Annotated in this window: 21 protein-coding genes and 1 tRNA gene; 16 read left to right on the top strand and 6 right to left on the bottom strand. The window is 69.9% G+C overall.

Features of this window, described 5'->3' with window-relative positions; translation table 11 throughout:
• Positions 1-67: 67 nt before the first annotated feature.
• On the top strand, positions 68-2,827 hold the full coding sequence (locus tag ACWEQG_RS16510; protein WP_452285476.1) for an ATP-binding protein: 2,760 nt from the start codon (positions 68-70) through the stop codon (positions 2,825-2,827).
• Between the two features lie 13 nt (positions 2,828-2,840).
• On the opposite strand, the gene ACWEQG_RS16515 is transcribed toward ACWEQG_RS16510, so the two are convergent.
• Positions 2,841-2,999, bottom strand: a complete 159-nt coding sequence (locus ACWEQG_RS16515; RefSeq protein WP_452285478.1) for a hypothetical protein — start codon at positions 2,997-2,999, stop codon at positions 2,841-2,843.
• 101 nt (positions 3,000-3,100) lie between these two features.
• Here ACWEQG_RS16515 and ACWEQG_RS16520 point away from each other — a divergent pair, with 101 nt between their 5' ends.
• Together ACWEQG_RS16520 and ACWEQG_RS16525 are read left to right on the top strand one after the other, a co-directional pair.
• Complete coding sequence (locus ACWEQG_RS16520) at positions 3,101-3,256, top strand: hypothetical protein (protein WP_452285480.1); 156 nt, start codon at positions 3,101-3,103, stop codon at positions 3,254-3,256.
• A 12-nt stretch (positions 3,257-3,268) separates the two neighbouring features.
• On the top strand, positions 3,269-3,619 hold the full coding sequence (locus ACWEQG_RS16525) for a DUF1801 domain-containing protein (RefSeq protein ID WP_452285482.1): 351 nt from the start codon (positions 3,269-3,271) through the stop codon (positions 3,617-3,619).
• A 66-nt stretch (positions 3,620-3,685) separates the two neighbouring features.
• Here ACWEQG_RS16525 and ACWEQG_RS16530 read toward each other — a convergent pair whose 3' ends face one another.
• A complete protein-coding gene (locus tag ACWEQG_RS16530; RefSeq protein ID WP_452285484.1) occupies positions 3,686-4,804 on the bottom strand; it encodes a D-alanyl-D-alanine carboxypeptidase family protein in 1,119 nt (372 codons plus the stop codon).
• Positions 4,805-4,933: 129 nt separating this feature from the next.
• Complete coding sequence (locus tag ACWEQG_RS16535; protein WP_452285486.1) at positions 4,934-5,527, bottom strand: hypothetical protein; 594 nt, start codon at positions 5,525-5,527, stop codon at positions 4,934-4,936.
• A 158-nt stretch (positions 5,528-5,685) separates the two neighbouring features.
• Between ACWEQG_RS16535 and ACWEQG_RS16540 the strand changes: the two genes are divergently transcribed.
• The 6 genes from ACWEQG_RS16540 to ACWEQG_RS16565 all read left to right on the top strand — a co-directional run bounded on the left by ACWEQG_RS16540 (position 5,686) and on the right by ACWEQG_RS16565 (position 9,759).
• Positions 5,686-5,758: transfer RNA gene (locus ACWEQG_RS16540), tRNA-Arg, on the top strand.
• Positions 5,759-5,912: 154 nt separating this feature from the next.
• Positions 5,913-6,242 carry an AlbA family DNA-binding domain-containing protein gene (locus tag ACWEQG_RS16545; RefSeq protein WP_452285488.1) on the top strand — a complete coding sequence of 110 codons (330 nt, stop codon included), beginning with the start codon at positions 5,913-5,915 and terminating at the stop codon, positions 6,240-6,242.
• Positions 6,211-6,750, top strand: coding sequence for a hypothetical protein (locus tag ACWEQG_RS16550; protein ID WP_452285490.1), 540 nt, complete (start codon positions 6,211-6,213; stop codon positions 6,748-6,750). Before ACWEQG_RS16545 ends, ACWEQG_RS16550 begins: the two co-directional genes overlap by 32 nt.
• A complete protein-coding gene (locus ACWEQG_RS16555) occupies positions 6,633-7,595 on the top strand; it encodes an ATP-binding protein (RefSeq protein ID WP_452285492.1) in 963 nt (320 codons plus the stop codon). The genes ACWEQG_RS16550 and ACWEQG_RS16555 overlap by 118 nt, the downstream gene beginning before the upstream one ends.
• A gap of 348 nt (positions 7,596-7,943) precedes the next feature.
• Positions 7,944-9,143: an RNA ligase RtcB family protein gene (locus tag ACWEQG_RS16560; protein ID WP_452285494.1), complete on the top strand. Its 1,200-nt coding sequence runs from the start codon at positions 7,944-7,946 to the stop codon at positions 9,141-9,143.
• A gap of 205 nt (positions 9,144-9,348) precedes the next feature.
• Complete coding sequence (locus ACWEQG_RS16565; RefSeq protein WP_452285496.1) at positions 9,349-9,759, top strand: peptide chain release factor-like protein; 411 nt, start codon at positions 9,349-9,351, stop codon at positions 9,757-9,759.
• 39 nt (positions 9,760-9,798) lie between these two features.
• On the opposite strand, the gene ACWEQG_RS16570 is transcribed toward ACWEQG_RS16565, so the two are convergent.
• On the bottom strand, positions 9,799-11,652 hold the full coding sequence (locus ACWEQG_RS16570; RefSeq protein WP_452285498.1) for a serine hydrolase domain-containing protein: 1,854 nt from the start codon (positions 11,650-11,652) through the stop codon (positions 9,799-9,801).
• A gap of 167 nt (positions 11,653-11,819) precedes the next feature.
• Here ACWEQG_RS16570 and ACWEQG_RS16575 point away from each other — a divergent pair, with 167 nt between their 5' ends.
• The 3 genes from ACWEQG_RS16575 (at position 11,820) to ACWEQG_RS16585 (ending at position 14,308) form a co-directional block, all read left to right on the top strand.
• A complete protein-coding gene (locus tag ACWEQG_RS16575) occupies positions 11,820-12,971 on the top strand; it encodes a sensor histidine kinase (protein ID WP_452285500.1) in 1,152 nt (383 codons plus the stop codon).
• The gene (locus tag ACWEQG_RS16580) at positions 12,949-13,602 is read left to right on the top strand and encodes a response regulator transcription factor (protein ID WP_452285502.1); all 654 of its coding nucleotides are present in this window, start codon (positions 12,949-12,951) and stop codon (positions 13,600-13,602) included. Before ACWEQG_RS16575 ends, ACWEQG_RS16580 begins: the two co-directional genes overlap by 23 nt.
• 253 nt (positions 13,603-13,855) lie before the next feature.
• Positions 13,856-14,308, top strand: a complete 453-nt coding sequence (locus ACWEQG_RS16585) for a hypothetical protein (protein WP_452285504.1) — start codon at positions 13,856-13,858, stop codon at positions 14,306-14,308.
• Between the two features lie 116 nt (positions 14,309-14,424).
• Here ACWEQG_RS16585 and ACWEQG_RS16590 read toward each other — a convergent pair whose 3' ends face one another.
• Together ACWEQG_RS16590 and ACWEQG_RS16595 are read right to left on the bottom strand one after the other, a co-directional pair.
• A complete protein-coding gene (locus ACWEQG_RS16590; protein WP_452285506.1) occupies positions 14,425-16,041 on the bottom strand; it encodes a hypothetical protein in 1,617 nt (538 codons plus the stop codon).
• Between the two features lie 285 nt (positions 16,042-16,326).
• Complete coding sequence (locus tag ACWEQG_RS16595; protein WP_452285508.1) at positions 16,327-17,130, bottom strand: helix-turn-helix domain-containing protein; 804 nt, start codon at positions 17,128-17,130, stop codon at positions 16,327-16,329.
• Between the two features lie 120 nt (positions 17,131-17,250).
• On the opposite strand from ACWEQG_RS16595, the gene ACWEQG_RS16600 reads away from it, so the two are divergent.
• The 4 genes from ACWEQG_RS16600 (at position 17,251) to ACWEQG_RS16615 (ending at position 21,418) form a co-directional block, all read left to right on the top strand.
• Positions 17,251-17,673 (top strand): hypothetical protein, encoded by a 423-nt coding sequence (locus ACWEQG_RS16600; RefSeq protein ID WP_452285510.1) that lies wholly within the window; start codon positions 17,251-17,253, stop codon positions 17,671-17,673.
• Complete coding sequence (locus ACWEQG_RS16605; protein WP_452285512.1) at positions 17,670-18,710, top strand: zinc-dependent alcohol dehydrogenase family protein; 1,041 nt, start codon at positions 17,670-17,672, stop codon at positions 18,708-18,710. The genes ACWEQG_RS16600 and ACWEQG_RS16605 overlap by 4 nt, the downstream gene beginning before the upstream one ends.
• 123 nt (positions 18,711-18,833) lie before the next feature.
• Positions 18,834-19,670, top strand: coding sequence for a prolipoprotein diacylglyceryl transferase (lgt, locus tag ACWEQG_RS16610; RefSeq protein WP_452285514.1), 837 nt, complete (start codon positions 18,834-18,836; stop codon positions 19,668-19,670).
• 359 nt (positions 19,671-20,029) lie between these two features.
• Positions 20,030-21,418, top strand: a complete 1,389-nt coding sequence (locus tag ACWEQG_RS16615; RefSeq protein ID WP_452285516.1) for a cellulase family glycosylhydrolase — start codon at positions 20,030-20,032, stop codon at positions 21,416-21,418.
• Positions 21,419-22,009: the final 591 nt, after the last annotated feature.

Below are 22,009 nucleotides of genomic sequence, written 5' to 3' on the forward strand. Positions count from 1 at the left end.
TGCCGGTCCGACGGTATGAGCGGGCGGTTACGGGCCGAATCGGTAAGGTTTCGGTACTGCGGTACGGGTGTCAGATGTACGTACCTACCGAGCGGGGGCGCTTGTGCTGTACGGGAGGGCGGACGAGCAGGCCGCGATCCGAGCCCTCGTGGACGCGGCGCGCACCGGCCGCAGCGGCGGCCTCGTCCTGCGGGGCGAGAGTGGGATAGGCAAGTCCGCACTCCTGTCCTGGGCCGCCGGTTACGCGGAGGAGACCGGGCTCCGGACATTGCGGGTCACGGGTCTCGAGGCCGAGGCCGACCTGGCCTTCGCCGGTCTGGTGCAGCTCCTGTGGCCGGTCCAGGATCGGATCGGCGTCCTGCCCCGGCCACAGGCCGACGCGCTGCGGGCGGTGCTGGCGCCGCCGCAGGACGGGCAGCCGGGCGGACCCGACCGGTTTCTGACGGGGCTGGCCGTGCTGACCCTCCTCGCCGAGGTGGCCGTCGACGGTCCGTTGCTCTGCCTGGTGGACGACGCGCACTGGCTGGACCAGGCGAGCGCCGACGCGTTGCGCTTCGCCGCCCGACGGCTGAACGCCGAAGGTGTGGCCATGCTGTTCGGCGCGAGGGAGGAGGGCTTCGCGGCCACCGGCCTCCCCGAGCTGCGGCCGTCGCGTCTGTCGCCGCAGGACGCGGCCCTGCTGCTGGCCGACCGGAAACTCGCGCCGAGCAGCCGTGAGCAGGTGATCGAGGAGTCGGCGGGCAACCCGCTGGCGCTCATCGAGTTCGCCGCGGCGCGGCGGAGCCACCACTTCGCCGCCGGGCCCATGCCCGTCTCCGATCGGGTGCTCGCCTCGTTCCGGTCGCGGATCGCGCTGCTGCCCGAGAGGACCCGCCTGATGATGCTCACGGCCGCCGCCGAGGGGCGCGGGCACCTGCCGACGCTGCTGGGGGCGGCCGGCGCGCTGGATGTGGGGCTGGAGGATCTGGCGGAGGCCGAGCAGGCCGGGCTGGTCGACGTGACCGCCAACGTCGTGACCTTCCGCCATCCCCTGATCGCCACCGCCGCCTACCACGGTGCGGCGCTGGCACGGCGGATCGCGGTGCACGAGGCGCTGGCGGGCGCGGCCACGGACGACGACTGCCGGGCCAGGCACCTCGCCGCGGCGACCACGAAGACGGACGAGCGGGTCGCGGAGGTGATCGCCCGCGCGGCCGAGCGCGCCCGTGCCCGCACCGCCTACGCCGCCGCGGCGGGCCTGTACGAGCAGGCCGCGCGGCTCACCCCGCACCCGCGTTCACGGGCCGGGCGGTTGGGTGAGGCGGCGTGGCTGGCACTGTCCGCCGGGCACCCCAAGCAGGCCGCCGACCTGGTTGACCAGGCCGAGCGTCTGGTCGACGACCCGGAGTCGCTGGCCGGGCTGGCGCCGGTGCGGGCGGCCGTGGAGTTCGAGGTGGGCGAGCGGCGGCTGGCGGCCCGCGTGCTGGTCGAGCGCTCGGCGCCCGCGGACCCGGAGCAGGCCGCGCCGATGCTGCGCACCAGCGCGGGGTACGGCTGGTTCTACGGCGACCGGGATGCGATCCTCGCCGCGGCGGAACGGCTGCGCGAGCTGGGGTTGTGCGACCCGATGGTGGCGGGGATGGCGGCTCTCGTCCAGGACGACTACGCGCGTGGGCTGCCTCTGCTCACCGAGTTCGTGGCTGGCACGCCACGACCGGCGCCGGACTTCCTGGCCGGTACGGCCCGGCCGGGCGCCGCACCGGGTTCCGCCGCGTGGGCGGGGCACCCGGCGGGCGGACTGACGATGGTGTGGGGTGCCTTCTGCGCGATGATCATCGGGGACGACACGGCCTCGGCCGAGCTGGCCGAAACCGAGGTCGGCCGGTGTCGCCGGCATGGACTCGTCGGCACGCTGCCACAGGTGCTGCAGGACCTGGCGGGCGTGCAGGTGCAGGCCGGACTGCACCGCGATGCCGAGATGTCCGTCGCGGAGGCCGTCCGGCTGGTCCACGACATCGGACTGGAGCAGCGGGTGCCCCGGCTCAACTCGGTGCTGGCGCGGGTCGCCGCGATCGAGGGCGACGAGGAGCGTTGCGTGCGGTTGGCCAGTCAGGAGCTCGACACCGGGGGCATGGCCGGTGTCGCGGCGCTGAGCCTGCTCGATCTCGGGCTGGGCCGTCACGCAGCGGCTCTCGATCGGCTGGAGGCCGCCGTACGCGGTCCGTTGCGGCACGCGTCCAGCCTGGTCGCGGCGAGTGCCGACCAGGTGGAGGCGGCCGTACGGCTGGGGGAGCCCGAGCGGGCGGCCGAACCGCTGCGCCGCATCGAGGCATGGGCACGGGCCGGCGGGCAGCACTGGGCAGAGGCGTTGAGCGCGCGCTGCCGCGCCCTGCTGAGCGACGACGAGAGCGACTACCTGCGCGCTCTGACGGCGCACGAAGGGTCAGGGCGGCCGTTCGAGCGGGCCCGTACCGAGCTGCTGTACGGAGAGTGGCTGCGGCGGGCCAGGCGACGCAGTGACGCACGGGTGCCGCTGCGCTCGGCGCTGGCCGTCTTCGAGCGCCTGCGTGCCGCGCCGTGGGTCCAGCGGGCACGGGCCGAGCTGCACGCGACCGGCGAGGTCCTCCTGCCGGCGGAACCCACGGCCGTCGATCCGGTGGAGCGGCTCACCGCACAGGAGCTTCAGGTGGTCCGGCTGGCGGCGGACGGCGGCACCAGCAGGGAGATCGCGGCACAACTGTTCCTGAGCCCGCGGACCGTCGAGCACCATCTGTACCGCGCCTTCCGGAAGCTCGGCATCCGCTCCCGCCGCGAACTCGCCCGGCTCGGCCTCTCCAGTCGGCGCTGACCTCGGAACAGGGTCAGGCGGTGCTCGCCGGAGCCTGCCGCCAGGCCCGCTGGTCACGCGTGACCTGCCAGAGCATCTCCAGGAACCCGGCGTAGCGCTCGGTGCCGAGGGCCCGTTCATCCCGTTCCTCGATGGCGGCGAGGATGGTGCGAGCTCTGGTGACCTCGTCCATGCCGTGCTCGGTGGGGACGATGAGCTACATCGACAAGAAGATCGCCGACACCAGAGAGGTGACCGAGGCCATCTTCGCCCTGGGCGTGGAGAGCCGCCGGCGTGTCGACGCTCGCCGAGGCCGCCGCGGCCAACGGCGGCGCTCTGTCGGGCGAGACGAAGGACTTCGACTTCGTCTACACCTGGGCGTTCACCGACCCCGACCCCGACGGCCACCTCTGGGAGGCCACCCACATGGACTTCGCCGCGGCGCAGTGAGGGGCCACGACCATGACCACCAGCGAGATCGACACCTACGTCGAGACGAAGCTCGACCCGAAGTACCGCGAGATCGTGGCGGCCCTGCGCACCCTTGTCGCCGAAGAGGCGCCCGCGGCCGTCGAAAGCCTCACGTACGGCTCGCCCGCCTGGCGGGGCAACAAGATCCTCGCCGTCATCAGCCAGAGCAAGACCCATCTCACCTTCGCCTTCGAGCGGGGCGCCGAGATGTCGGGCCCGCACGGCCTCCTCGAAGGAGTCGGCAAGAAGACCCTCCACGTCAAGATCAAGACGATGGACGGGATGAACGAGACCGCACTGCGCGACTACATCGGCCAGGCCGTACGCCTCGACGCGAGCTGAAGCACCCGTTCTCCTCGACCGTGGAAGCCCTCGACGGGCCCGTCTTCGTCCAGCCGCCGGGGCCCGTCAGAGGAGCGAGCCGAGCTTGGGGTCGTACTCCCAGTGCCAGGGCTCGAAGGGGCTGCTGTAAGCCCAGTCGGGGTGGAACCAGCCGAACCGCTTGCCGTTGGCCTCCAGCCAGTTGAACTGCGCCGAACGGAAGTTCTGCACACCGCCGCACAGGTCGACGGCGAGCCCCAGCCCGTGGTTGCTCTTACCGGGCGTGGCCGCGAAACCGGGCCGCCGATAGTAGACCGACTGCTGCTCGCTGAGGCTGCGGTAGCTGTCGGAGATGCACATCGAGGTGCCGAACCGCTTCTTGTAGGCGATGTTGAGATCGGCGAAGGCGATCGCCGCGTCCGCCCGCAGCGTCTCCCCATTCTGCGGCAGGGGGCACAGGATGTTCTTCGGCAGCAGGCCGTTCGGGTACTGCTCCGCCTGGGTGATCCTGGTGGGGTCGCATCCCCCCGCCCCCTGCGTCCCGTCGCCGATCTTGACGCCGAGCTTGATCAGCGCCTTGGTCAGCGATCGCACCAGAGTGGACGAGCGCTTGCGCAGAGCGGCCACCTGGGCGCTCAGCTGCGCCTCCTGCAGGAGGCTCGCCGCCCGGAGCTCCTGGGCCTCCTGGGCGAGCTGCTGCTGCCGCTCCAGCAACTTGATCGCGTCGCCGAGCACGTTGCTGCGCCCGGCCACCAGGTGATCGAGGTCGGCGATCCTCCGAAGCGTGTCCGTGCCGTTTCCCATTCGGAAGAACGGGCTGAGCCCATCGACAGACGGGTCCTGATACAGCGACGACGCCAGATCGGACAGCGGTTTGCGCATCTTGTTGAGCTCCGCCGTGGCCTGCTGGAGGCTCTCGAGCTTGGCCACCATCTCCTTCTCCACGGCGCCGAACTTCTTCTGGCGCGCCACCAGCGCCCTGTTCGCGTCCTCGATGGACTTGTACGCCTTCTGGGCCTCTCGCCGCAGCTCGGTCAGCGAGGTGGGCTCCTTGCCGAGCTCGCCGGCCCAGGCGGTCGTCGATTCCCGCGCGGTGGTCGTGGCGCCTGCCGAGGCGGCCGCGGCCGTGCCGTACGGCGCGGAGACGGCCAGCGAAGTCATCACCGTGACGACCGCGATCAGCCGGGCTGATCGAGGAGATGACACGATCGACTCCCCCGTTTGCGAACTCGTGACCTGGGTCAGGGACGCACGTTACTACAGCGCGCTGTGTGCCCGAGCCCCGGTTCACACAAGCGCTATCGACCGGTCACGTCGCATTTGCGCGTTTCCAGCTCATCGCCCGCCTTCGGAGTGAGCCTCTTGTTCCCGGCAGAGCTCCCACAACCATGTGTCCCGCCACTCGGGCGCACACCTGAAGGTCGTCTCCTCGCGCGGCTCCGGCTCCGGCTCCGGCTCCGGCTCCGGCTCCGCCGGACGCCGCACCGCCGGGGCATCCGCTTGGACGACCTCACGGACCGGCCGGGCGATCGGAAGGATCCGTACGAGCCCCTCGTAGAGACGCGCTGGACCAGTCGGCTCGGGCACCGGAGTCGGATCCAGCAGCGGCTCCCGCACCGCCCCCGCCATCGGCACCACGGTGATTCTCCGGGCTTCCGGGGCGTCCCCAGCGGGCGGCACACTCGGCCTCGCGCCGGGCATCCGGCCTCCCGCGGTCGCGGCCGGCGCTCCGCCACCCCCCGCACGCGCCGTCCCGGCCGGCTCCGCCCGTACAGCCGAATCCGGCGCGAACTCGCTCCGCGCCCGTTCCCCGTAGCCGGTGAAGTCGGCCATGAGCATGCCCGAGGCCAGGAACGCCGGCACGAGCAGCGCCACGACGAGCACCACCGATCGCAGCCCCCGCGCGGCTCCACGTCGCGTAACGGTCACGGCCAGCGACGGTAACCGCGCGACCTACGCCGCCGCACGGCGACTTGCCATGCCTTTACCGCAGGTCAGCCCGCCGGTGACCGGGGAACTCGAAACGACACCCCCGGTGGAGGCGCGAGCGGGCCCAACCTTTCGCTAGGCTTACTGATGCACATCACGCCTCCGTAGCTCAGGGGATAGAGCACCGCTCTCCTAAAGCGGGTGCCGCAGGTTCGAATCCTGCCGGGGGCACTTATCACACCAACCGTGGACATGCCGCCTTTCCTCGCCCTGCGATGCATCAATCATTTTCGATCTTCGGCCATCCGCCCCTGGTTTTCTAATTGATCTGCGGTGGCTGCATCCTCCTTACGTCTCGTCCGTACCGGCTGACGGGGAGAGAACCATGCAAGACGAGGAGCTAGCCGAGATCATCAGGAACCTTCGAACGCTGGGCGGAGACGTCTCCGATGTGGAGGTGAAAAAGTCCCAGCGCGAGTTGCCGAAGACCGTCCGGGAGACCCTCTCGGCCTTCGCCAACACCGGCGGTGGCGTGCTCATCCTCGGTCTGGACGAGACCAGGGGGTTCGCGGCGACCGGGGTGCACGATGCCCTGAAGCTCTCCAACGATCTGGCCTCGCTCTGCTCCACCGACATGGAGCCCGCCTTGCGCCCAGCGGCCGTGCTTCTACCGAGGCGCCGGGATGACCAAGGGCAGTTTCGTCCGCGTTGGTGACGGTGACCGGCGTCTGTCGAGTTACGAGGTCCAGATCATGCTGTCCTCACGAGGTCAGCCTCGCGAGGACGAGCAGAGCGTCCCGGGGACCTGCCTTGATCTCCTCGATCCGGTCATGCTGGAGGCGTTCGTCGCGCGGGTCCGTACCAGTAGGCCGTACGCCTTCAAAGATCTTGACCGCGATGCGCTGCTCAGACGAGCCCGGATACTGGTGACCGGGCCTGACGGCACGGACAGTCTTTCCCTTGCGGCACTGATCGCGCTCGGTTCCTATCCTCAGGAGCACTTCCCGCAGCTGATGATCAGCTTCCTCCACTACCCGCCGCCCACCGGCGACGCATCGGCGGCCGGGACACGATTCCTGGACAACGTCACCATCGAGGGCCTGTCATGGTCCGCGACGCGCTGGCGGCGGTCCGGCGGAACATGTCCCGAAGGGCCGTCATCGGAGGAGCCGGCCGACAGGATGTGTGGGAATACCCCGAAACCGCTCTCCGAGAGGCTGTAGTCAACGCGCTCGTACACAGGGACCTCTCCAGCGCTGCCCGTGGCATGCAGATCCAGATCGAGATGTACCCCGACAAGCTGACCGTCCGGAACCCCGGCGGCCTGTTCGGCCCAGTCACCTTCGACAACCTCACCGATGAGGGAATCTCCTCCACACGCAATGCGACCCTGATGAGGATCCTCGAAGACGTTCCCATCCCAGGTGAGACACGAACAATTTGCGAGAACCGGGGTTCCGGAATCCGCGCCATGGTCGCCGCGCTCCGAGCAGCCGGAATGAGCCCGCCGCAGTTCGATGACCGGATCTCCTCTTTCACCGTCACCATCCCCAACCACGCGTTGCTGAGTGAGAAGACTGTGAGATGGATCGAGAGCCTCGGAGAGAGGGGACTCACCGACAGCCAGTGCATCGCACTGGCGATGCTCCGGGACGGGGAGATCCTGGACAACCGCTCCTACCGGAGCACAGCCGGCGTGGACTCGCGGGTCGCCACGGCCAAGTTGCAGGATCTCGTGTCGCGCGAGCTCGTGCTTCAGACAGGGACCCGGCGGTGGGCCCGTTACGAACTGTCCCAACGGCTGCGCGGCCGTACCTCTGCTGGGACCTCGGCTGCCACGCGGGCCGACCGGCGTCCGCAGTTGCTGGACGCGCTCGGCGACGAGACTCTCTCGAGAGCCGAGCTGGCCCGGCGCACCGGGCTCACGGATCAGACGGTGCGGCGCTGGCTCTCGATAATGTGGGAGGAAGGCACGGTGGAACTGGTCGGCAGATCCCCCCGCAGCTCAACCACCCGGTACCGCCAGACGCGTCAGGGCTCTCTTTTCCCGCCGGCCGGTCCCCAGTAGTCGGCACCGGTCCATGGTGTGATCATGCGATCGATCAGTGTCCGAATCGTCCACTGCGAGTCGGGGGCGCCTGCACCATGCAGGACGCCGTGGCGCCCGCTGCCGGTACTCCGCATGGGGCCCCGTGGCCGCGTACTCATACAGGCGTTGCCGTTATCCGCACGGCCATGCGGGCCCGTACGGCCGACGTACGGCTCGAAAATCGTTTGCCGGCATGGCGGGGCTCAGAGAATGTGGTGTCCATGAGGCTCTGACGGACAGCACCTCCCCCGCGACTTCACGATGCCACGGCGCGACTCGCGCCATGCTGCCGCCTTCTCATGCCCTGTTTCAGCGAAGAGAGCGTCTTTGTCTCACCAACACTCCCGGCAGGAGTTCCTGCCGCCGTCCACTACGGCCACGGGGCCGGCCACCGTCACCGTTTTCGCCTCCTCCACCAGCTGGATCGAATCCGAGGCCCTCGCGCAGTGCGACCAGGTGGCCGCCCTCGACGGCATGAAGCACGTCGCCGCCATGCCGGACCTGCACCCTGGTAAGGGCGCCCCCATCGGCGCCGCCATGGCCTCGACCATCTTGTATCCGTTCCTCGTAGGCTCCGACATCGGTTGCGGCATCGCCGTGTTCCCTGTCACGCTCAAGCGCGCCGTACCCGAGAAGCTCGCCGCTCGGTTCCCCGATCTCGATCGCGCGCTGGACCCTGAGCAGGATGCCGACGACCCGGCCTGGGCTGTGGTGAAGGGCGATATTCCTGCCGGTCACGTCGAAGGTCTCGGGACGGTCGGCCGGGGCAACCATTTCGTCGAGCTGGCGCGCGTCGGGACCGTCTCCGAACCGGACCATGCGAGCCGGCTCGGACTTGCCGCCGGCGATCTGGTCCTCATCGTCCACAGTGGTTCCCGAGGGCTGGGCGAACAGATCCTGCGGGCACACACCGCGGTCCACGGCGCGGGCCCCGCCCCTGATCCCAGCGCCTATCTGGCGATGCATGACGACGCCGTACGCTGGGGATCACTCAACCGGCGGCTGCTGGCCGCCCGGGTCGCCCTTGCTCTGGGGTTCGAGCCCACCGAGCCGATCGTCGACCAGTGCCACAATCAGGTCGAGGTCCGCGATGGGATCTACCTGCACCGCAAGGGGGCGGCGCCCGGCGACGGCCGCGACGTGCTCATCGCCGGTACGCGAGGCACCCCTTCCTACCTGGTCGCCGGCCACGCCGGACCGGACGCCAACCATTCCGTGGCGCACGGCGCGGGCCGCAAGATGTCCCGTGCGGACGCCCTGCGCCGGGGCCGGGCAAAGCACACGGTCGAGGAGCTGCGCCGCACACCGATGGGGTCGCTGGTTGTGTGCGGCGACCGCCAGCTCCTGTTCGAGGAGGCACCGACGGCCTACAAGCGCATCGAGCAGGTCATCGCCGACCTCGTCGACCATGACCTGGCCACGCCCGTGGCCACCACCGTCCCTCTGGTCACCTACAAGACGCCCGACCTCGGGTCCACACCTCGAAAGGACCACCGGGACCACCACCGCAAGCGGAGGCGCCCGTGAGCGTCCACCTGCTCCTGTCGGCCGGACGCGGGCCGCAGGAGTGCGCCTGGGCGCTGGCCCGGCTACTGCACCGCCTGGAAGCCGACGCCACCCGGCACGATCTGGAGACCCATCGGGCCGAAACCGTTCCAGGTGACCGTCCCGGCACCTACCGATCGGTCCTCATCCAGATCACAGGAGACGGCGCCGAGGCATTCGCCGCCTCATGGACCGGAACCCTGTGCTGGCAGGCCCCCAGCCCATCCGGGCCAACACCGGCCGGAAGAACTGGTACGTCATCGCCCAGCCGTGCCAGGTCGACACCCCACGCACCACCTTCGCCGAAGCGGACGTCGACATCGTCGCCTGCCGCACCGGCGGCCCCGGTGGTCAACACCGCAACAAAGCCAGCACCGCCGTACGGGCCACCCACCGGCCCACCGGGATCGTCGTCGTGGTCGACACCGAGCGGCAGTTCAGCCTCAACCGCCGCATCGCCATACGGCTGCTGCGCCAGCGCATCGAGCACGGCGACGAGGCGGCAGGGCGCGCTGCCACCGCCGTCCGCTGGCGCATCCACGACGAACTCGTACGCGGCAACCCCACTCGCGTCGAACGCCCGGAAACGTCCGGCTGACGCGCCGTACTCATGTCGCGCCTCTCTCCCGGCCACCTCTCACAGGTGCCAGCCGAGCAGGTTCCAGTTCTGGCAGAACCAGAGGAGGGCGAGCAGTCCCGCCAGCACGACCACCTGGTGGCCGCGGGCCAGGACGCCCGCGCCTCGCCAGCCCCTCACGGTGGTGGCGATCGCGGCGACGGTGAGTGCGAGGACCAGCAGCGGCAGCACCAGGAGGACCTGGACGTTGGCCGGCACGCCGTACAGGATGCTCGTGTCGCCGGTCAGGACCAGCGTGAACAGCACCACGAACAGCAGTCCGGCCGCGGCGGCGAGTCCGGTCAGGACACGCCCGGCGCGCCAGACACGCGGAACGGGACGCTTCTTGGCCCGGCGGACCGCAGCGGCCACCGGCAGGCCGAGTACGGCGGTCAGGGCGGTGACGGCGAACAGCAGGACGATGACGACGTTGACCGGCGGGGTGTCCCACCAGGAGACGCGTTGGTAGGCGGGGCCGTCCGTGGCCACGTACGCGACACCGCTCCCGCCGGTGACCAGCGCCAGCCGCTGCGTGCCGCCGTCCTGCTGATACAGCCCGGGCCCCAGCGGGCTCCACGTCGAGCCCCGGAAGGTCAGCTTCCCGCCCTCCACCCGCAGCCGGGTGGAGCCGGTCAGGGCGACCACCTTCTCGATGCTGGATTCGGCGGACCGGGTGAGCTTGTAGAAGCCTTCGACCGGCATGACGGGAGCACCGCCGCCGGGCACGGCGCGCTTTCCGGGCAGGAAGCGGTCGAAGAAGGCAGGGATGATCGTGGTCATGGCGTCGCCCCCGTTCATACTGTTCGTGGAGACGAACAGGCCGATGTCGGCGTCGGGCACCAGCAGCAACGCGCTCTGGAAGCCCTCCCAGCCGCCGTCGTGCATGAGCACGCGATGTCCGTTGAGCGTCTGCTCCTTGAACCCGTGGGCGTACCCGTCGATGCGCGGATCGGCCGCGAACGTCCGCCGGTGCATGAGCCTGGCCGTCGGCTCGTCGAGGATGCGCCGGTCGCCGAAGCGCCCGTCGCGCAGGTGGGCGATCATGAAGTGGGCCATGTCGTTCGCGGTGGCACTGATCGACCCGTCGGGGGCGAGGTTGTCGAAGACGAACGGCTTGCGCTGATATGTCCCGCCCTCGTAGTCGTAGCTGCGCGCCAGATCCGCGGCCAAGGGTGCGGGGACGGGCTCGGCGGCCGTACTGTGCCGCATCGCGAGCGGGTCGAGGATGTGGTCGCGCACGTACTCGTCATACGGCTGCCCGCTCACCCGCTCCACGATGTGTCCGGCCAGCGCCGCCCCGTAGTTCGAGTACGCCGACACCTCGCCGGGCGGGCGCACCCGCGCGGGCATGTCGCCGGCGAGGTAGTCCGCCAGGGGCGGCACGTCGTCCTTGCTCCGCGATCCCACGCCGATCGTGCGGTCCTCGAACCCGGCCGTGTGGTCCATCAGGTCCTGCAGCGTGATCGGCCGGGGGTAGGTCGCGGGGATCCGGAACCCTGTGAGGTAGCGGTTCACGTCCGCCTTCAGGTTCAGCGTGCCCTGCTGAACCTGCTGCATCACCGCGGTCCAGGTGAACAGCTTGGTGATCGAGGCGATCCGGACCATCGAGCTCTCCGGGTCGAAAGGCCTGCGGTTCTCGACGTCGGCCAGTCCGTATCCCTTGCTGAAGAGCGTCTTCCCACCGCCCACCACCGAGACGACCGCGCCCGGCACGTGGTTGGCCGCCAGTCCGTCCGCCATCGCGGCGTCGAAGAACTCTGCCAGCGCACGTTCGTCCGGAAGATCGGTAGCTGCCGCGGCGGGGCGCGGCACGAGGACCATGAGGATCGTCAGCGCCGCGCACACCGCGACGAGCATCGAACGGAAGAGATACACGGGACGGCTCCTGACCTTGTCGAGGCCATCCACGATGCGGCCGGCGGGGGTGCGGCCACATCGCCATCGCGGCCATAGGCGTATGCGACGAAAGTCGGAGACCGCCCGGCGTACGGCATCGACGCCGGTATGAGGTGGCGCGCCGCCGCCCTGGCTACGCTGAAGCGATGCTGTCGTACCGCACGGCGCTGCGGCGGGTGGCCGCGCTCGGGCCGCACGCGATCAGCGCGGCCTCCGTGGCGCTCTGCCTGTTCCTCACCGTCCTGGCGGTCAAGACGCCGTGGGCGCCGCTGCCGCGCCCCGTCATCGCCGCCGCCGGGCTCGCGGGCACGGGTGCGGTGTGGTTCCGGGGCCGGTGGCCGGTCGCGGTGGCCGTCGCCGGGGCGGGCGCGTACGTGCTGTCGGGCAATCCGGGGCCGCTGCTGATCAGCCTGTTCTCCGGCGCGGGCACGCGTTTCCTCGCGCTGGCGGCGATCGGCATGGCGGGGTTCCTGGCCCAGCAGTGGGTGGACGGCGGCCGGTTGGGCACGGACGCGCTGATCTCGGCGGCGACCGCCACCGGGGCCACGCTGGCCGCAGGGGCGTACGTCACCACCCGCCGCGAGCTGACCCGATCGTTGCGCGAGCGCGCCGAACGCGCCGAGACCGAGCAGCGTCTGCGCCACGAGCGGGCGAGGTCCGCTGAGCGCGGCCGGATCGCCCGGGAGATGCACGACGTGCTCGCGCACAAGATGACGCTCATCTCGCTGCACGCCGGCGGCCTGGAGGTGAACGCGAGCGCGGGGCCGGAGCGCGTCGAGCGGGAGGCGGCGTTGATCAGGGTCAGCGCGCAGGAGGCGCTCGAAGAGCTGCGCAAGATCCTTGGCATGCTGCGCGCCGGGCCCGGCGATGACGACGACGGCTTCCCCGACCTGCGGCGGCTGGTGGACTCCTGGGTATCGGCCGGCGGGACCGTCACCCTGCACGGCGATATCGGCACGTGGCCACCGGCAACGGCCAGGGCCGCCCATCGCCTCGTCCAGGAGGGCCTGACCAATGCGCACAAGCACGCCCGCGGGGCCCCGGTCACGGTCACGGCGACCGGGAGCAGGGAAGACGGCGTCACGATCGCCGTCACCAACGGACGATCGTCCCAGCCGAGTCTGGAGACCGGCGCCGGGGTCGGTCTGGTGGGCCTGGCGGAGCGTTTCCGGCTGATCGGCGGAACGGTGCGCGGCGGGCCGGACGATGCGGGAGGCTGGCGTCTTGAGGGCCGGCTGCCGTGGCACGCCGCGGACGCATCCCCGAGGGAATCACATGATCAGGACACTGCTGGTTGACGACGAGTCGCTGATCCGCGCCGGGCTGCGGTTCATCATCGAGTCCGCACCCGACGTGGAGGTCGTGGGCGAGGCCGAGGACGGCAACCAGGCCGTCGACGCGGTCCGCCGCCTGGGGCCCGACGTCGTCCTGATGGACGTCAGGATGCCCCGGTACGACGGCCTGGCCGCCACCGCGGCCATCCGCCGGCTCGCCCGGGCACCCGCGGTGATCATCCTGACCACGTTCGACACCGACGAGCACGTCTTCACCGCCCTGGAGGCGGGAGCCTGCGGGTTCCTGCTCAAGGACACCTCGCCGCACGATCTGATCCGGGCGATCCGTCTCGCGCACGGCGGCGACTCGATGCTGTCCCCGCAGGTCACCCGGCGACTGATCCACCGGCTCACCACCGACCAGCCCATCCGGCGGCGCCGTGACGCGCTCGCCCGGCTGGAGGCCCTGACCGGCCGCGAGCGCGAGGTGCTCACCGAGGTCGGGCTGGGCCACTCCAACACCGAGATCGCCGCCCGCCTGAACATGAGCGAGGCCACGGTCAAGAGCCACATCTCCCACCTGTTCGACAAGCTCGCCGTCACGAACCGCGTACAGGTGGCCATCGCCGCCTACCGCGCCGGCCTGGTCGACTGACCCAGCCCAGCCCAGCCCAGCCCAGCCCCGCCCCGATCTCCGCGACCCGGCGAGGCGTCGATGGCGACCACCGACGCGGAAGCAGGGCATGTGGGAGCAGCCATCACGGCGCCCGATCCCAGCCCCCGGCGAAGTTCTACCGGGCCGGCCTGTCCGATACGACGAACCGGGACTCCTATCGCATTCGGACGGCATAATGCTGGCGCGGCGATCATGGCTGCTGCGTCATCGGGGCGAGGAGGGAACGAGTTTGATGACGATCGGACCGCCGAGCCATCTTGCCATCAATCATGATCATTACCATGCGGAGCATGTGGGGCGCACAGCTGATAACAGGCAGTTCTTCCTCACCACGCCCTTCGTACCGGCCATCCGCGGCGAGGACGACGGTCAGGAGTTCGTCGCCCTGTACCTCTTCGACGCCGACGGCCGGTTCCTGGAGGCCAAAATCGATGCTTTCGGCCCCAGAGCCCAGATGGACCGCGCGGCGCGACGGGCGGCATACGACGCCCGGCTGAAGGAGCTTGGAGAGGTCACGTTCACCCGCATCGAGGTCGAACCCTTTGCGATCGATCGGTTCGGGACGACTTTCGGCCTGATCCCGAGAGAGCCGGAGGAAGACGACGACACATGGTGGGTCATCCTCGAGCCCGGCGGCTATATGGCCTTCACTGAACCATGGGATAGCGGCAAGTACGACACCTGATAGGTCGGGTGGCCGTCCACGGCGCGGGTCCGAGCACGGACGCCACGGCGGACGGCCGAGGGCGCTTGACCGTCGGTGACGGCGATGGGGATCGCCGTCATCCGGTCGTCGGGAGGCTACGCGTCCGGCTGGAGGACGGTGACCACATGGCTGGTGTTCGCCGGCTCGATCACCGAGTCCCCGACCAGCCTGACGGTGTACGTGTGTTCGCCTGCCATGGTCGGCGTATCGGCGAAGCCGAACGACCCGTCGGCGGCGGGAGCAACCTTCGGCAGGGCTTTCGAGGTGACGGTGCCATCCGGGCTGACGACCTTGCGGAAGACGACGATCGTCGTTCGCGGGAAGGAGACGCCGTCGGCGCCGAAGGTTCCGCTGAATTCGAGTCGCTCGCCGACGGTGCCCGTCGCCGGTCCGGTCACGGTGAGCACCGGCTGGTACGGGGCCACCGTCACGGTCGCCGAGGCGCCGCGACCGTCGAACCATGAGTTGCCGGCCCAGTACACCTGATAGCGGTACGTCCCGCTGGAGGGTGGAGTGTCGGTGAACTCGTAGGTTCCGTCCGCCGCCGTGGTGATCTCCTGGTAGGGCCTGGAGGTGCCGTCGGGGAGCCAGCGGTACAGCTCGAGCGTCTGTGCGCCGGGCAGCGACCCGGTGCTCAGCGTGAGCCGTCCGCTGAAGGTCGACTGCGTGAGCGCGGTCGCCGCGGAGGGAGCCGTCAAAGTCAGCGCGGAGGAGTGATAGGGCGAAGGCGGCAGCCGCCAGAGGTGCATCCGCCCGGTGCCGGGGTCCTTCAGCACCGCCCAGGTGTATATGCCGTGGAAGGCGATGCTGCCCGCCACCAACGCCTTCCCCTGGTGGTCGGCCTCGTAGATCACCTCCGCCGTGGCCGGGTCGTACACCACGAGTTCCGCGGTGTCGCCCGAAGAGGAGTTCCAGCCGCCCACGACGTACGCGCCGTCCGGACTGGCCGCGACAGCAGCGGGGAGGCCGTGCTCGCTCAACTCGCCGCTGTCGTAGGCACGGGCCCGAGTCAGGGTCGTCGTGTCCCAGGCGTCGAACCGGCGGGTGTCGTCCAACACCGACAGCGCCGACCCGTCCTCGGTGAGGGCGAGATCCCGCAGGGGCGGCAGCCCGTCCGCGTCGCCGCGGATCTCGCCGCGCGGGATGCCCGAGGTGGTGTTGACGTCGTACACCCTGACTACGGCGGGACTGACTCCCGGCTCCCCGGCCACCAGCGTGGCCCCTGCGACGGCGACCAGCGGAGGCCGGGTCGTGCCCGGCCCGACCCGGACGGGGGTGGGTGTCGCCGCCGACACGATGAGGGCGACGACACCTCCCTCTCCCGCTTCGCCGCACCCGTATCCGATCCACAGCCGGTCGTGGGACTGCGCCAGATGCGACGGGCACGGGTATGCGGTGAGGTCGAAACGCCGGGTTATGGCGACCCTTACGGGGTCGATCTCGATCAGCTCGTTCGAATCGCGCAGCGCCGCGTACACCTTCCTGGCGCCGTCCGATACGGACAGGGCGACGGCGCCGGACAGGCCGCTGATCGTGCCGATGGGCCGGCCGTCGTAGGACGCGACCACGATCCGGTCGTCGGCTGCGACGAAGACCTTGCCGCCGCCGGCCACCACGTCTCCGCCTCTCCCCGCGACGACGCCGAGGTCGGCGACGACCCCGGTGTCTGCGGCCGCGGCGGCGGGCGACCGAGCGGCGAGCAGGCCCGCCATCAGGAGCAGGGATCCGGCCAGGGCGAGTAATCGCCGGGATGAAGGAGCACGACCAGAGGTTGATGGGCGCACATGCACTCCGTTCTGGATGAGGCGGGAAGCGAGCACCCTGACATGACCAGAGCCGCTCGACCACCGCTGACGATCTCCGTCAATCGAACGTATATTCGCATAGTGCGGCATGGTCGTCCAGGCACCGCGGGTGTCGTGACTCGAAAGGGCGAGAGCCGGACGCGTCGCGCGCTCAGGCTCCGACGTCCGCCCGGGAGCGTGAGCGGATGGTGTTCACCACGTGACAAGCTCGGCCAGTGCGGCGCCGGTCGCCTCGTCGGCCGGAAGGAATGCTTCCAGTCGCAGTTCGGCGATGGTGACGTCGGTGGCGGTGCCGAAGTGGGTGAGCGTGGTGATGAGCCGGAGTTCCCGGCTCTCCGGGTCTCCCGTGCGGAGTTGCAGCGGCACCGCGAAGCCGAGGTGATGTGGCGGCAGGTGCCGTGGACGCGGTGGCGCCAGGTCGGCGAGTTCCGCGGCGAGGCGGCGGAGCCTGTCGCTCGGGTTGCGCAGGCTCTCGGCCTGGACGCGGTCGATGATGTGCCAGGCCCACTCGTCGAGGTTGACGATGCGTGGCGCGAGCCCTCGCGGATGCAGCAGGACCTTGGGAACGCTCGCCGGTGGGGCGAGCAGGTCCGGGTCGACTCCCCGGGTGATCATGTGGAACCCGGCGTTGGCCGAGATGAGGTCGCCGTGCCGGTCGACTATCACAGCCGGGTACGGCAGGTGGCCGTGCAGGATGCGATCAAGGGCGGTCCGGACCGGCGCCAACTGAGGATCGTCCAGGTCGGTCTGTGGGTACGCGGGCGCGAATCCCGCGGCGAGGAGCAGTTCGTTGCGCTCGCGGATCGGCACCTCCAGCGACTCGGCCAGCCGTATGATCATCGACCGGCCGGGGGTCGAGCGTCCGCTCTCGATGAAGCTGACGTGCCGCTGGGTGGTGCCGGCGCGCACCGCCAGTTCGAGTTGGCTGACGCGTCGGCGGGTGCGCCACGTGCGCAACGCGCCCGCGATTCCGCCGCTCGCCGATTCGCTGATCACTGCTCCTGTGTACCGGGTTCGATGCCGGCGGGCGATTCCCTGCGGGGAATTGTGGCGGCACGCGGGGCGCAGCACAGTCGTGGTCGGCATGACGACCGTCCACAACCCCGAAGGATCACCATGGCCGACATCGACCTGAAGGACCTCACAGACCGCTACGTCGCCGTGTGGAGTGAACCCGACCCGGAACGCCGCCGCGCCGCCGTCCGCGAACTGTGGTCCCCCGACGCGGTCCACGTCCTGGGTCCCCCTGAGGAGATGCGAAAGGCCGCTGCAGGGCTGGGGTTCGAACGTCTCGTCCTGGAGGCGCGCGGCCATGACGCACTGGAACTGCGGGTGACGCGAGCCTACGAGGAATTCGTCGCCCCTGGCACCTTCGTCTTCCGGTCCTGCGGCGATGCCGAACAGCTCCGCGACGTCATCAAGTTCCACTGGGAGATGACGGCTCGCGCCGGTGGTGATGTGGCCGGTGTCGGACTGGAGATCCTCATGCTCGGCGCGGACGGTCGCATCGTCGGCGACTACCAGTTCATCGAGAGATGACCGCGATGACGGCGGCACTGCCGACGTCCGTCCGGAGCTACCACGTCGACAGCGGCGACGGCATCGACGGGCTGTCGCTGCGGACCCGCCGACCGCGCACGCCGGGCGTCGGCGAGGTCGCGGTCGTGGTCCACGCCGTCTCGCTCAGCTTCCGCGATCTGCTGGTGCTGCGCGGGCAGTACGTGCTGCCGGTGAAGCCGGACGTCATCCCTATCTCCGACGGTGCCGGGCAGGTCATCGCCGTGGGACCGGGTGTCCGGCGGGTGCGTCCGGGCGACCGGGTCACCGCCACGTTGTTCCCGCAATGGCTGGACGGCCCCCTGCGGCCGTCATCCCTGCCACAACTGGGGGGCTCCCTCGACGGCATGCTCACCGAACTCGCCGTCATGCCGGAGCAGGCCCTCGTCCCCATCCCCGGCCACCTCTCCTACGCCGAGGCGGCGACGTTGCCGTGTGCCGCGGTCACGGCGTGGAACTCGCTGACCGGGGACGGTCCTGGGATCCAGCCAGGGAACACGGTGCTGACCACCGGATCGGGCGGCGTGTCGCTGTTCGCGGTACAACTGGGCAAGCTGCTCGGCGCGAAGGTGATCGCCACGACAGGCCGGGCGGACAAGGAGCAGCGCCTTCGCGACCTGGGCGCTGACGAGGTCGTCAACCACCGCGCCGTTCCCGACTGGCACACCGCGGTCCGCGACCTCACCGGCGGGCGCGGCGTCGACCGGGTGGTCCACACCGCCGGACCCCTGGAACAGTCACTGAAGTCGCTTGCCCTCGACGGGCACGTCGCTTTCGTGGGGTCCGTCTCCGGTGATTGGCGCCCCCTCGACCCTCGCCTGCTGTTCGGTGTCGCCGGGACGGTCCGGGCGCTGGCCGTCGGCAGCTACGCGCAGTTCGTCCATCTGAACGAGATCATCTCCGCGCACCGGCTCCGGCCCGTCATCGACCGGGTGTTCCCGTTCGAGGACGCCGCCGCGGCGTTCCGCTACTACGAATCGGCCAATCCTTTCGGAAAGGTCGTCATCGGAATCCGATGACCGGCGTGCGTGGCGGCGCGATCCGCCACGCACGCTCATCGGCATTCGCGGCGGCTTCATGAATGATTTGCGATCGGGTCACGAAAGCGCCCGGCCGGCCTCACGTTGACTAGCCTCACCGGCATGCCCCTCGCCTCGATTCCCAGCCCTTCCGAAGGGGTCTGGTATCTCGGATTCATCCCGATCCGGGCCTACGCATTGTGCTTCATTGTGGCGATCGTCTTCGGCACCTGGCTCAGCGAGCGCCGCTGGCGCGCCCGCGGCGGCGAGAAGGGCGCGATCAGCGACATCGCGGTCCCCGGGGTCATCTTCGGCCTCATCGGCGCCCGCCTCTACCACGTCATCACCGACTGGCAGACCTACTTCGGCCCGCGTGCGATCAAGGAGCCGTACCGGGCGCTGTTCATCTGGGAAGGCGGGCTCAGCATCTGGGGCGCGGTCGCCCTGGGAGGCGTGGGCGTGTGGCTGGCCTGCCGCCGCAGGGGGCTGCCTCTGGGCGCCGTGGCCGACGCGATCGCGCCCAGCCTCGCGTTCGGGCAGGCGATCGCCCGCTGGGGCAACTGGTTCAACCAGGAGCTGTACGGCGGTCCGACCACGCTGCCGTGGGGCCTGGAGATCGACCAGGCACACGGCGGCGAGCCGGGGGTGCTCTACCACCCGACCTTCCTGTACGAGTCGCTGTGGGACGCGGCGCTCGGTTTCGCACTGATCCTGGCCGGCAGGCGGTTCACGCCGCACCACGGCCGCCTGTTCGCCCTCTACGTCGCCGGCTACACGTTCGGGCGGTTCTGGATCGAAGGGCTGCGGGTCGACCCGGTGGGCGGCGTGGACCACGCGGTGACGCTCCTGGGGCTGCGGATCAACCAGTGGACCTCGGTCGTGCTGTTCGCCGGCGCGCTGGTCTACCTCTGGACGACCCGCGACAAGGAAGACGAACGGATCGCGCTGCCGGCCCCCTGATCCGGAGCGGGACCGCCCGTTCCAGCGCGGAGCAGGGGTGAAACATTCATCGCCGTCGTGACGGCCGGTCTTCCCCATGCTCACGCGAAGCGCCTGTTCGAGCGGCATTCCACGCGGGCGAGGTGAGAACAGGGCAAACCTCACCTCGTTGACTCATCCCTCCTCGCCGGGATTGGCTCACCGCGGCAGACACCACCTGCGGACATCGGCATCGCGAAACGTCAGCGCCAGGACACCGCTCTCGCGCCGGCGCCGGTCCTCAACGGGTGTCCCACCAGGGCGTATTCGTCGCCCCGAGAAACGTCACATCCCGGAAAGTGGAAACATCTATGCGACAAGTCAGCTCATTGCGCCACCGATTGAGCCTGTCAGCCGCCGCCGTCGCCGCGCTGGTGGCGGCGGGTACCGGTGTGGCCGGCACGCACGCCGCGTCGGCGGCCGCGGCCGGATGCCAGGTCAGCTACACGGTCACCAACCAGTGGCAAGGCGGCTTCGGCGCGAGCGTCAGCGTCCGCAACCTCGGTGACCCGATCAACGGGTGGAAGCTGACCTGGTCGTTCCCGGCCGGGCAGACCATCACCCAGCTGTGGAACGGCACCCACACCCAGTCCGGCTCCCAGGTCACGGTGACCAACCTGTCCTACAACGGCAGCCTCCCCAGCGGGGGCAGCACCGAATTCGGGTTCAACGGCAGCTGGAACGGCTCCAACCCGAAGCCGTCCAGCTTCGCCCTGAACGGCGTGACCTGCACCGGCGGAGTGACGTCCGCCTCCCCGTCTCCCTCTCCCTCGTCCTCCCCCACGCGTTCGCCCTCGCCCTCGCCGAGCCCCAGCGTCACGCCGGGATCCGGCACTCCCGTCGAACGGCACGGCCAGCTGCACGTCTGCGGCACCACGATGTGCGACAAGAACAACGCGAAGGTCCAGCTGCGCGGCGTGAGCAGCATGTGGCTCAACTGGGAGACCGCTCCGTACGCCGAGAACCTGTCCGCGCTGAAGTGGATGCGGGACAACTGGAACCTGCAGGTCTTCCGTGCCGCGATGGGCGTGGAGCCGGCCGGCGCCTACCTGAGCGACCCGAACAAGGCCCGCGCGCAGGTGGAGACGATCATCAACAACGCGGTCGCCGCCGGGGTGTACGTGATCGTGGACTTCCACGCGCATGAGGCCCACAAGGAGCAGGCGCAGGCGGTGGCGTTCTTCTCCGACCTGGCCAAGCGCTACGGCCACCTGCCCAACGTCATCTGGGAGGACTGGAACGAGCCGCTGCAGCTCAGCTGGACCGGCGTGCTGAAGCCGTACCACCAGGCGGTCGTGTCCGCGATCCGCGCCGCCGATCCGGACAACATCATCGTGCTGGGCACCCCGACCTGGTCGCAGGACGTGGACACCGCGGCGACCAGCCCCGTCTCCGGCACCAACCTGATGTACACGCTGCACTTCTACTCGTGCACGCACGGCGCCTCCCTGCGTGCCAAGGGCGACGCGGCGATCAGGGCCGGACTGCCGCTGTTCGTCACCGAGTGGGGCGCGAGCAACGCCGACGGCGGTCTCGACGGCAGGGTCTGCCTCGACGAGGCGCAGACCTGGATCAACTGGATGAAGGCGAACGGCATCTCCTGGACCGCCTGGAAGCTCGACGTCGGCACCGACTCCACCAACATCCTGTCCAGCGGCGCGCCGGTCACCGGCGGGTGGAACAACTACCTGCACGGCCACGCCCCGTTCGTCGTCGCCAACATGAAGTAGGGCGACGTTCCCGACGCTGTCGGCCCCGCCTTCACGGGCGGGGCCGATGGGCACGTGCCGCGACCGCCCCCGGATGCCCGGGATCGTGAAGCCTGCCGCGCAGGCCACGGCGGCAAAGATCGATGAAGCGGGCCGGTCGGTGGTCACGGCCCGGCGGACTCGCGCCGGCGTCGGCAGCGGGCCAGGACCTGGTGTCTGTCCGGGGCACGCGGTCACCGGTCGCCGCAGTCCTACGCGCAATGATTGTTAACGTTCACACTTCACATGTCGTTCACGGTCGCCTCTCCCTCGGACGGGTGGAGGTGGTGGTGGCCGGAGCAAATCCGAGGCCGGGATGCGCTGTCAAGAGGACGGCCACTCGCCGGGCCGGCGCACATGGGTGCGATGCGCCGATCTGGGCATCGAGATCACAGTGCCCGGGAAACTCGTCGCATCAAGTTGAAAGTTTCATCGTTCACCGCCTCGCCCGACGCCGGTCCACCCCTCTTCGCGGGCACGCGGCGACGACGCCCTCGAAAAGGTTTCGCGCCCTGGACACGGGCTAGGCCCCCTCGTCGAGCGAAAATGCCGAAACTTTTCTAAATAGTCTTG

The organism is Microbispora sp. NPDC004025 (assembly GCF_053604425.1).

What these genes read in the sequence shown, in the direction of transcription:
- ACWEQG_RS16515 (WP_452285478.1), bottom strand. Translation starts at nt 2,999, where the DNA reads ATGGACGAGGTCACCAGAGCTCGCACCATCCTCGCCGCCATCGAGGAA.
- ACWEQG_RS16525 (WP_452285482.1), top strand. Translation starts at nt 3,269, where the DNA reads ATGACCACCAGCGAGATCGACACCTACGTCGAGACGAAGCTCGACCCG.
- ACWEQG_RS16545 (WP_452285488.1), top strand. Translation starts at nt 5,913, where the DNA reads ATGCAAGACGAGGAGCTAGCCGAGATCATCAGGAACCTTCGAACGCTG.
- ACWEQG_RS16550 (WP_452285490.1), top strand. Translation starts at nt 6,211, where the DNA reads ATGACCAAGGGCAGTTTCGTCCGCGTTGGTGACGGTGACCGGCGTCTG.
- ACWEQG_RS16555 (WP_452285492.1), top strand. Translation starts at nt 6,633, where the DNA reads ATGGTCCGCGACGCGCTGGCGGCGGTCCGGCGGAACATGTCCCGAAGG.
- ACWEQG_RS16565 (WP_452285496.1), top strand. Translation starts at nt 9,349, where the DNA reads ATGGACCGGAACCCTGTGCTGGCAGGCCCCCAGCCCATCCGGGCCAAC.
- ACWEQG_RS16575 (WP_452285500.1), top strand. Translation starts at nt 11,820, where the DNA reads ATGCTGTCGTACCGCACGGCGCTGCGGCGGGTGGCCGCGCTCGGGCCG.
- ACWEQG_RS16580 (WP_452285502.1), top strand. Translation starts at nt 12,949, where the DNA reads ATGATCAGGACACTGCTGGTTGACGACGAGTCGCTGATCCGCGCCGGG.
- ACWEQG_RS16585 (WP_452285504.1), top strand. Translation starts at nt 13,856, where the DNA reads ATGACGATCGGACCGCCGAGCCATCTTGCCATCAATCATGATCATTAC.
- ACWEQG_RS16590 (WP_452285506.1), bottom strand. Translation starts at nt 16,041, where the DNA reads ATGGCGGGCCTGCTCGCCGCTCGGTCGCCCGCCGCCGCGGCCGCAGAC.
- ACWEQG_RS16600 (WP_452285510.1), top strand. Translation starts at nt 17,251, where the DNA reads ATGGCCGACATCGACCTGAAGGACCTCACAGACCGCTACGTCGCCGTG.
- ACWEQG_RS16605 (WP_452285512.1), top strand. Translation starts at nt 17,670, where the DNA reads ATGACCGCGATGACGGCGGCACTGCCGACGTCCGTCCGGAGCTACCAC.
- lgt (WP_452285514.1), top strand. Translation starts at nt 18,834, where the DNA reads ATGCCCCTCGCCTCGATTCCCAGCCCTTCCGAAGGGGTCTGGTATCTC.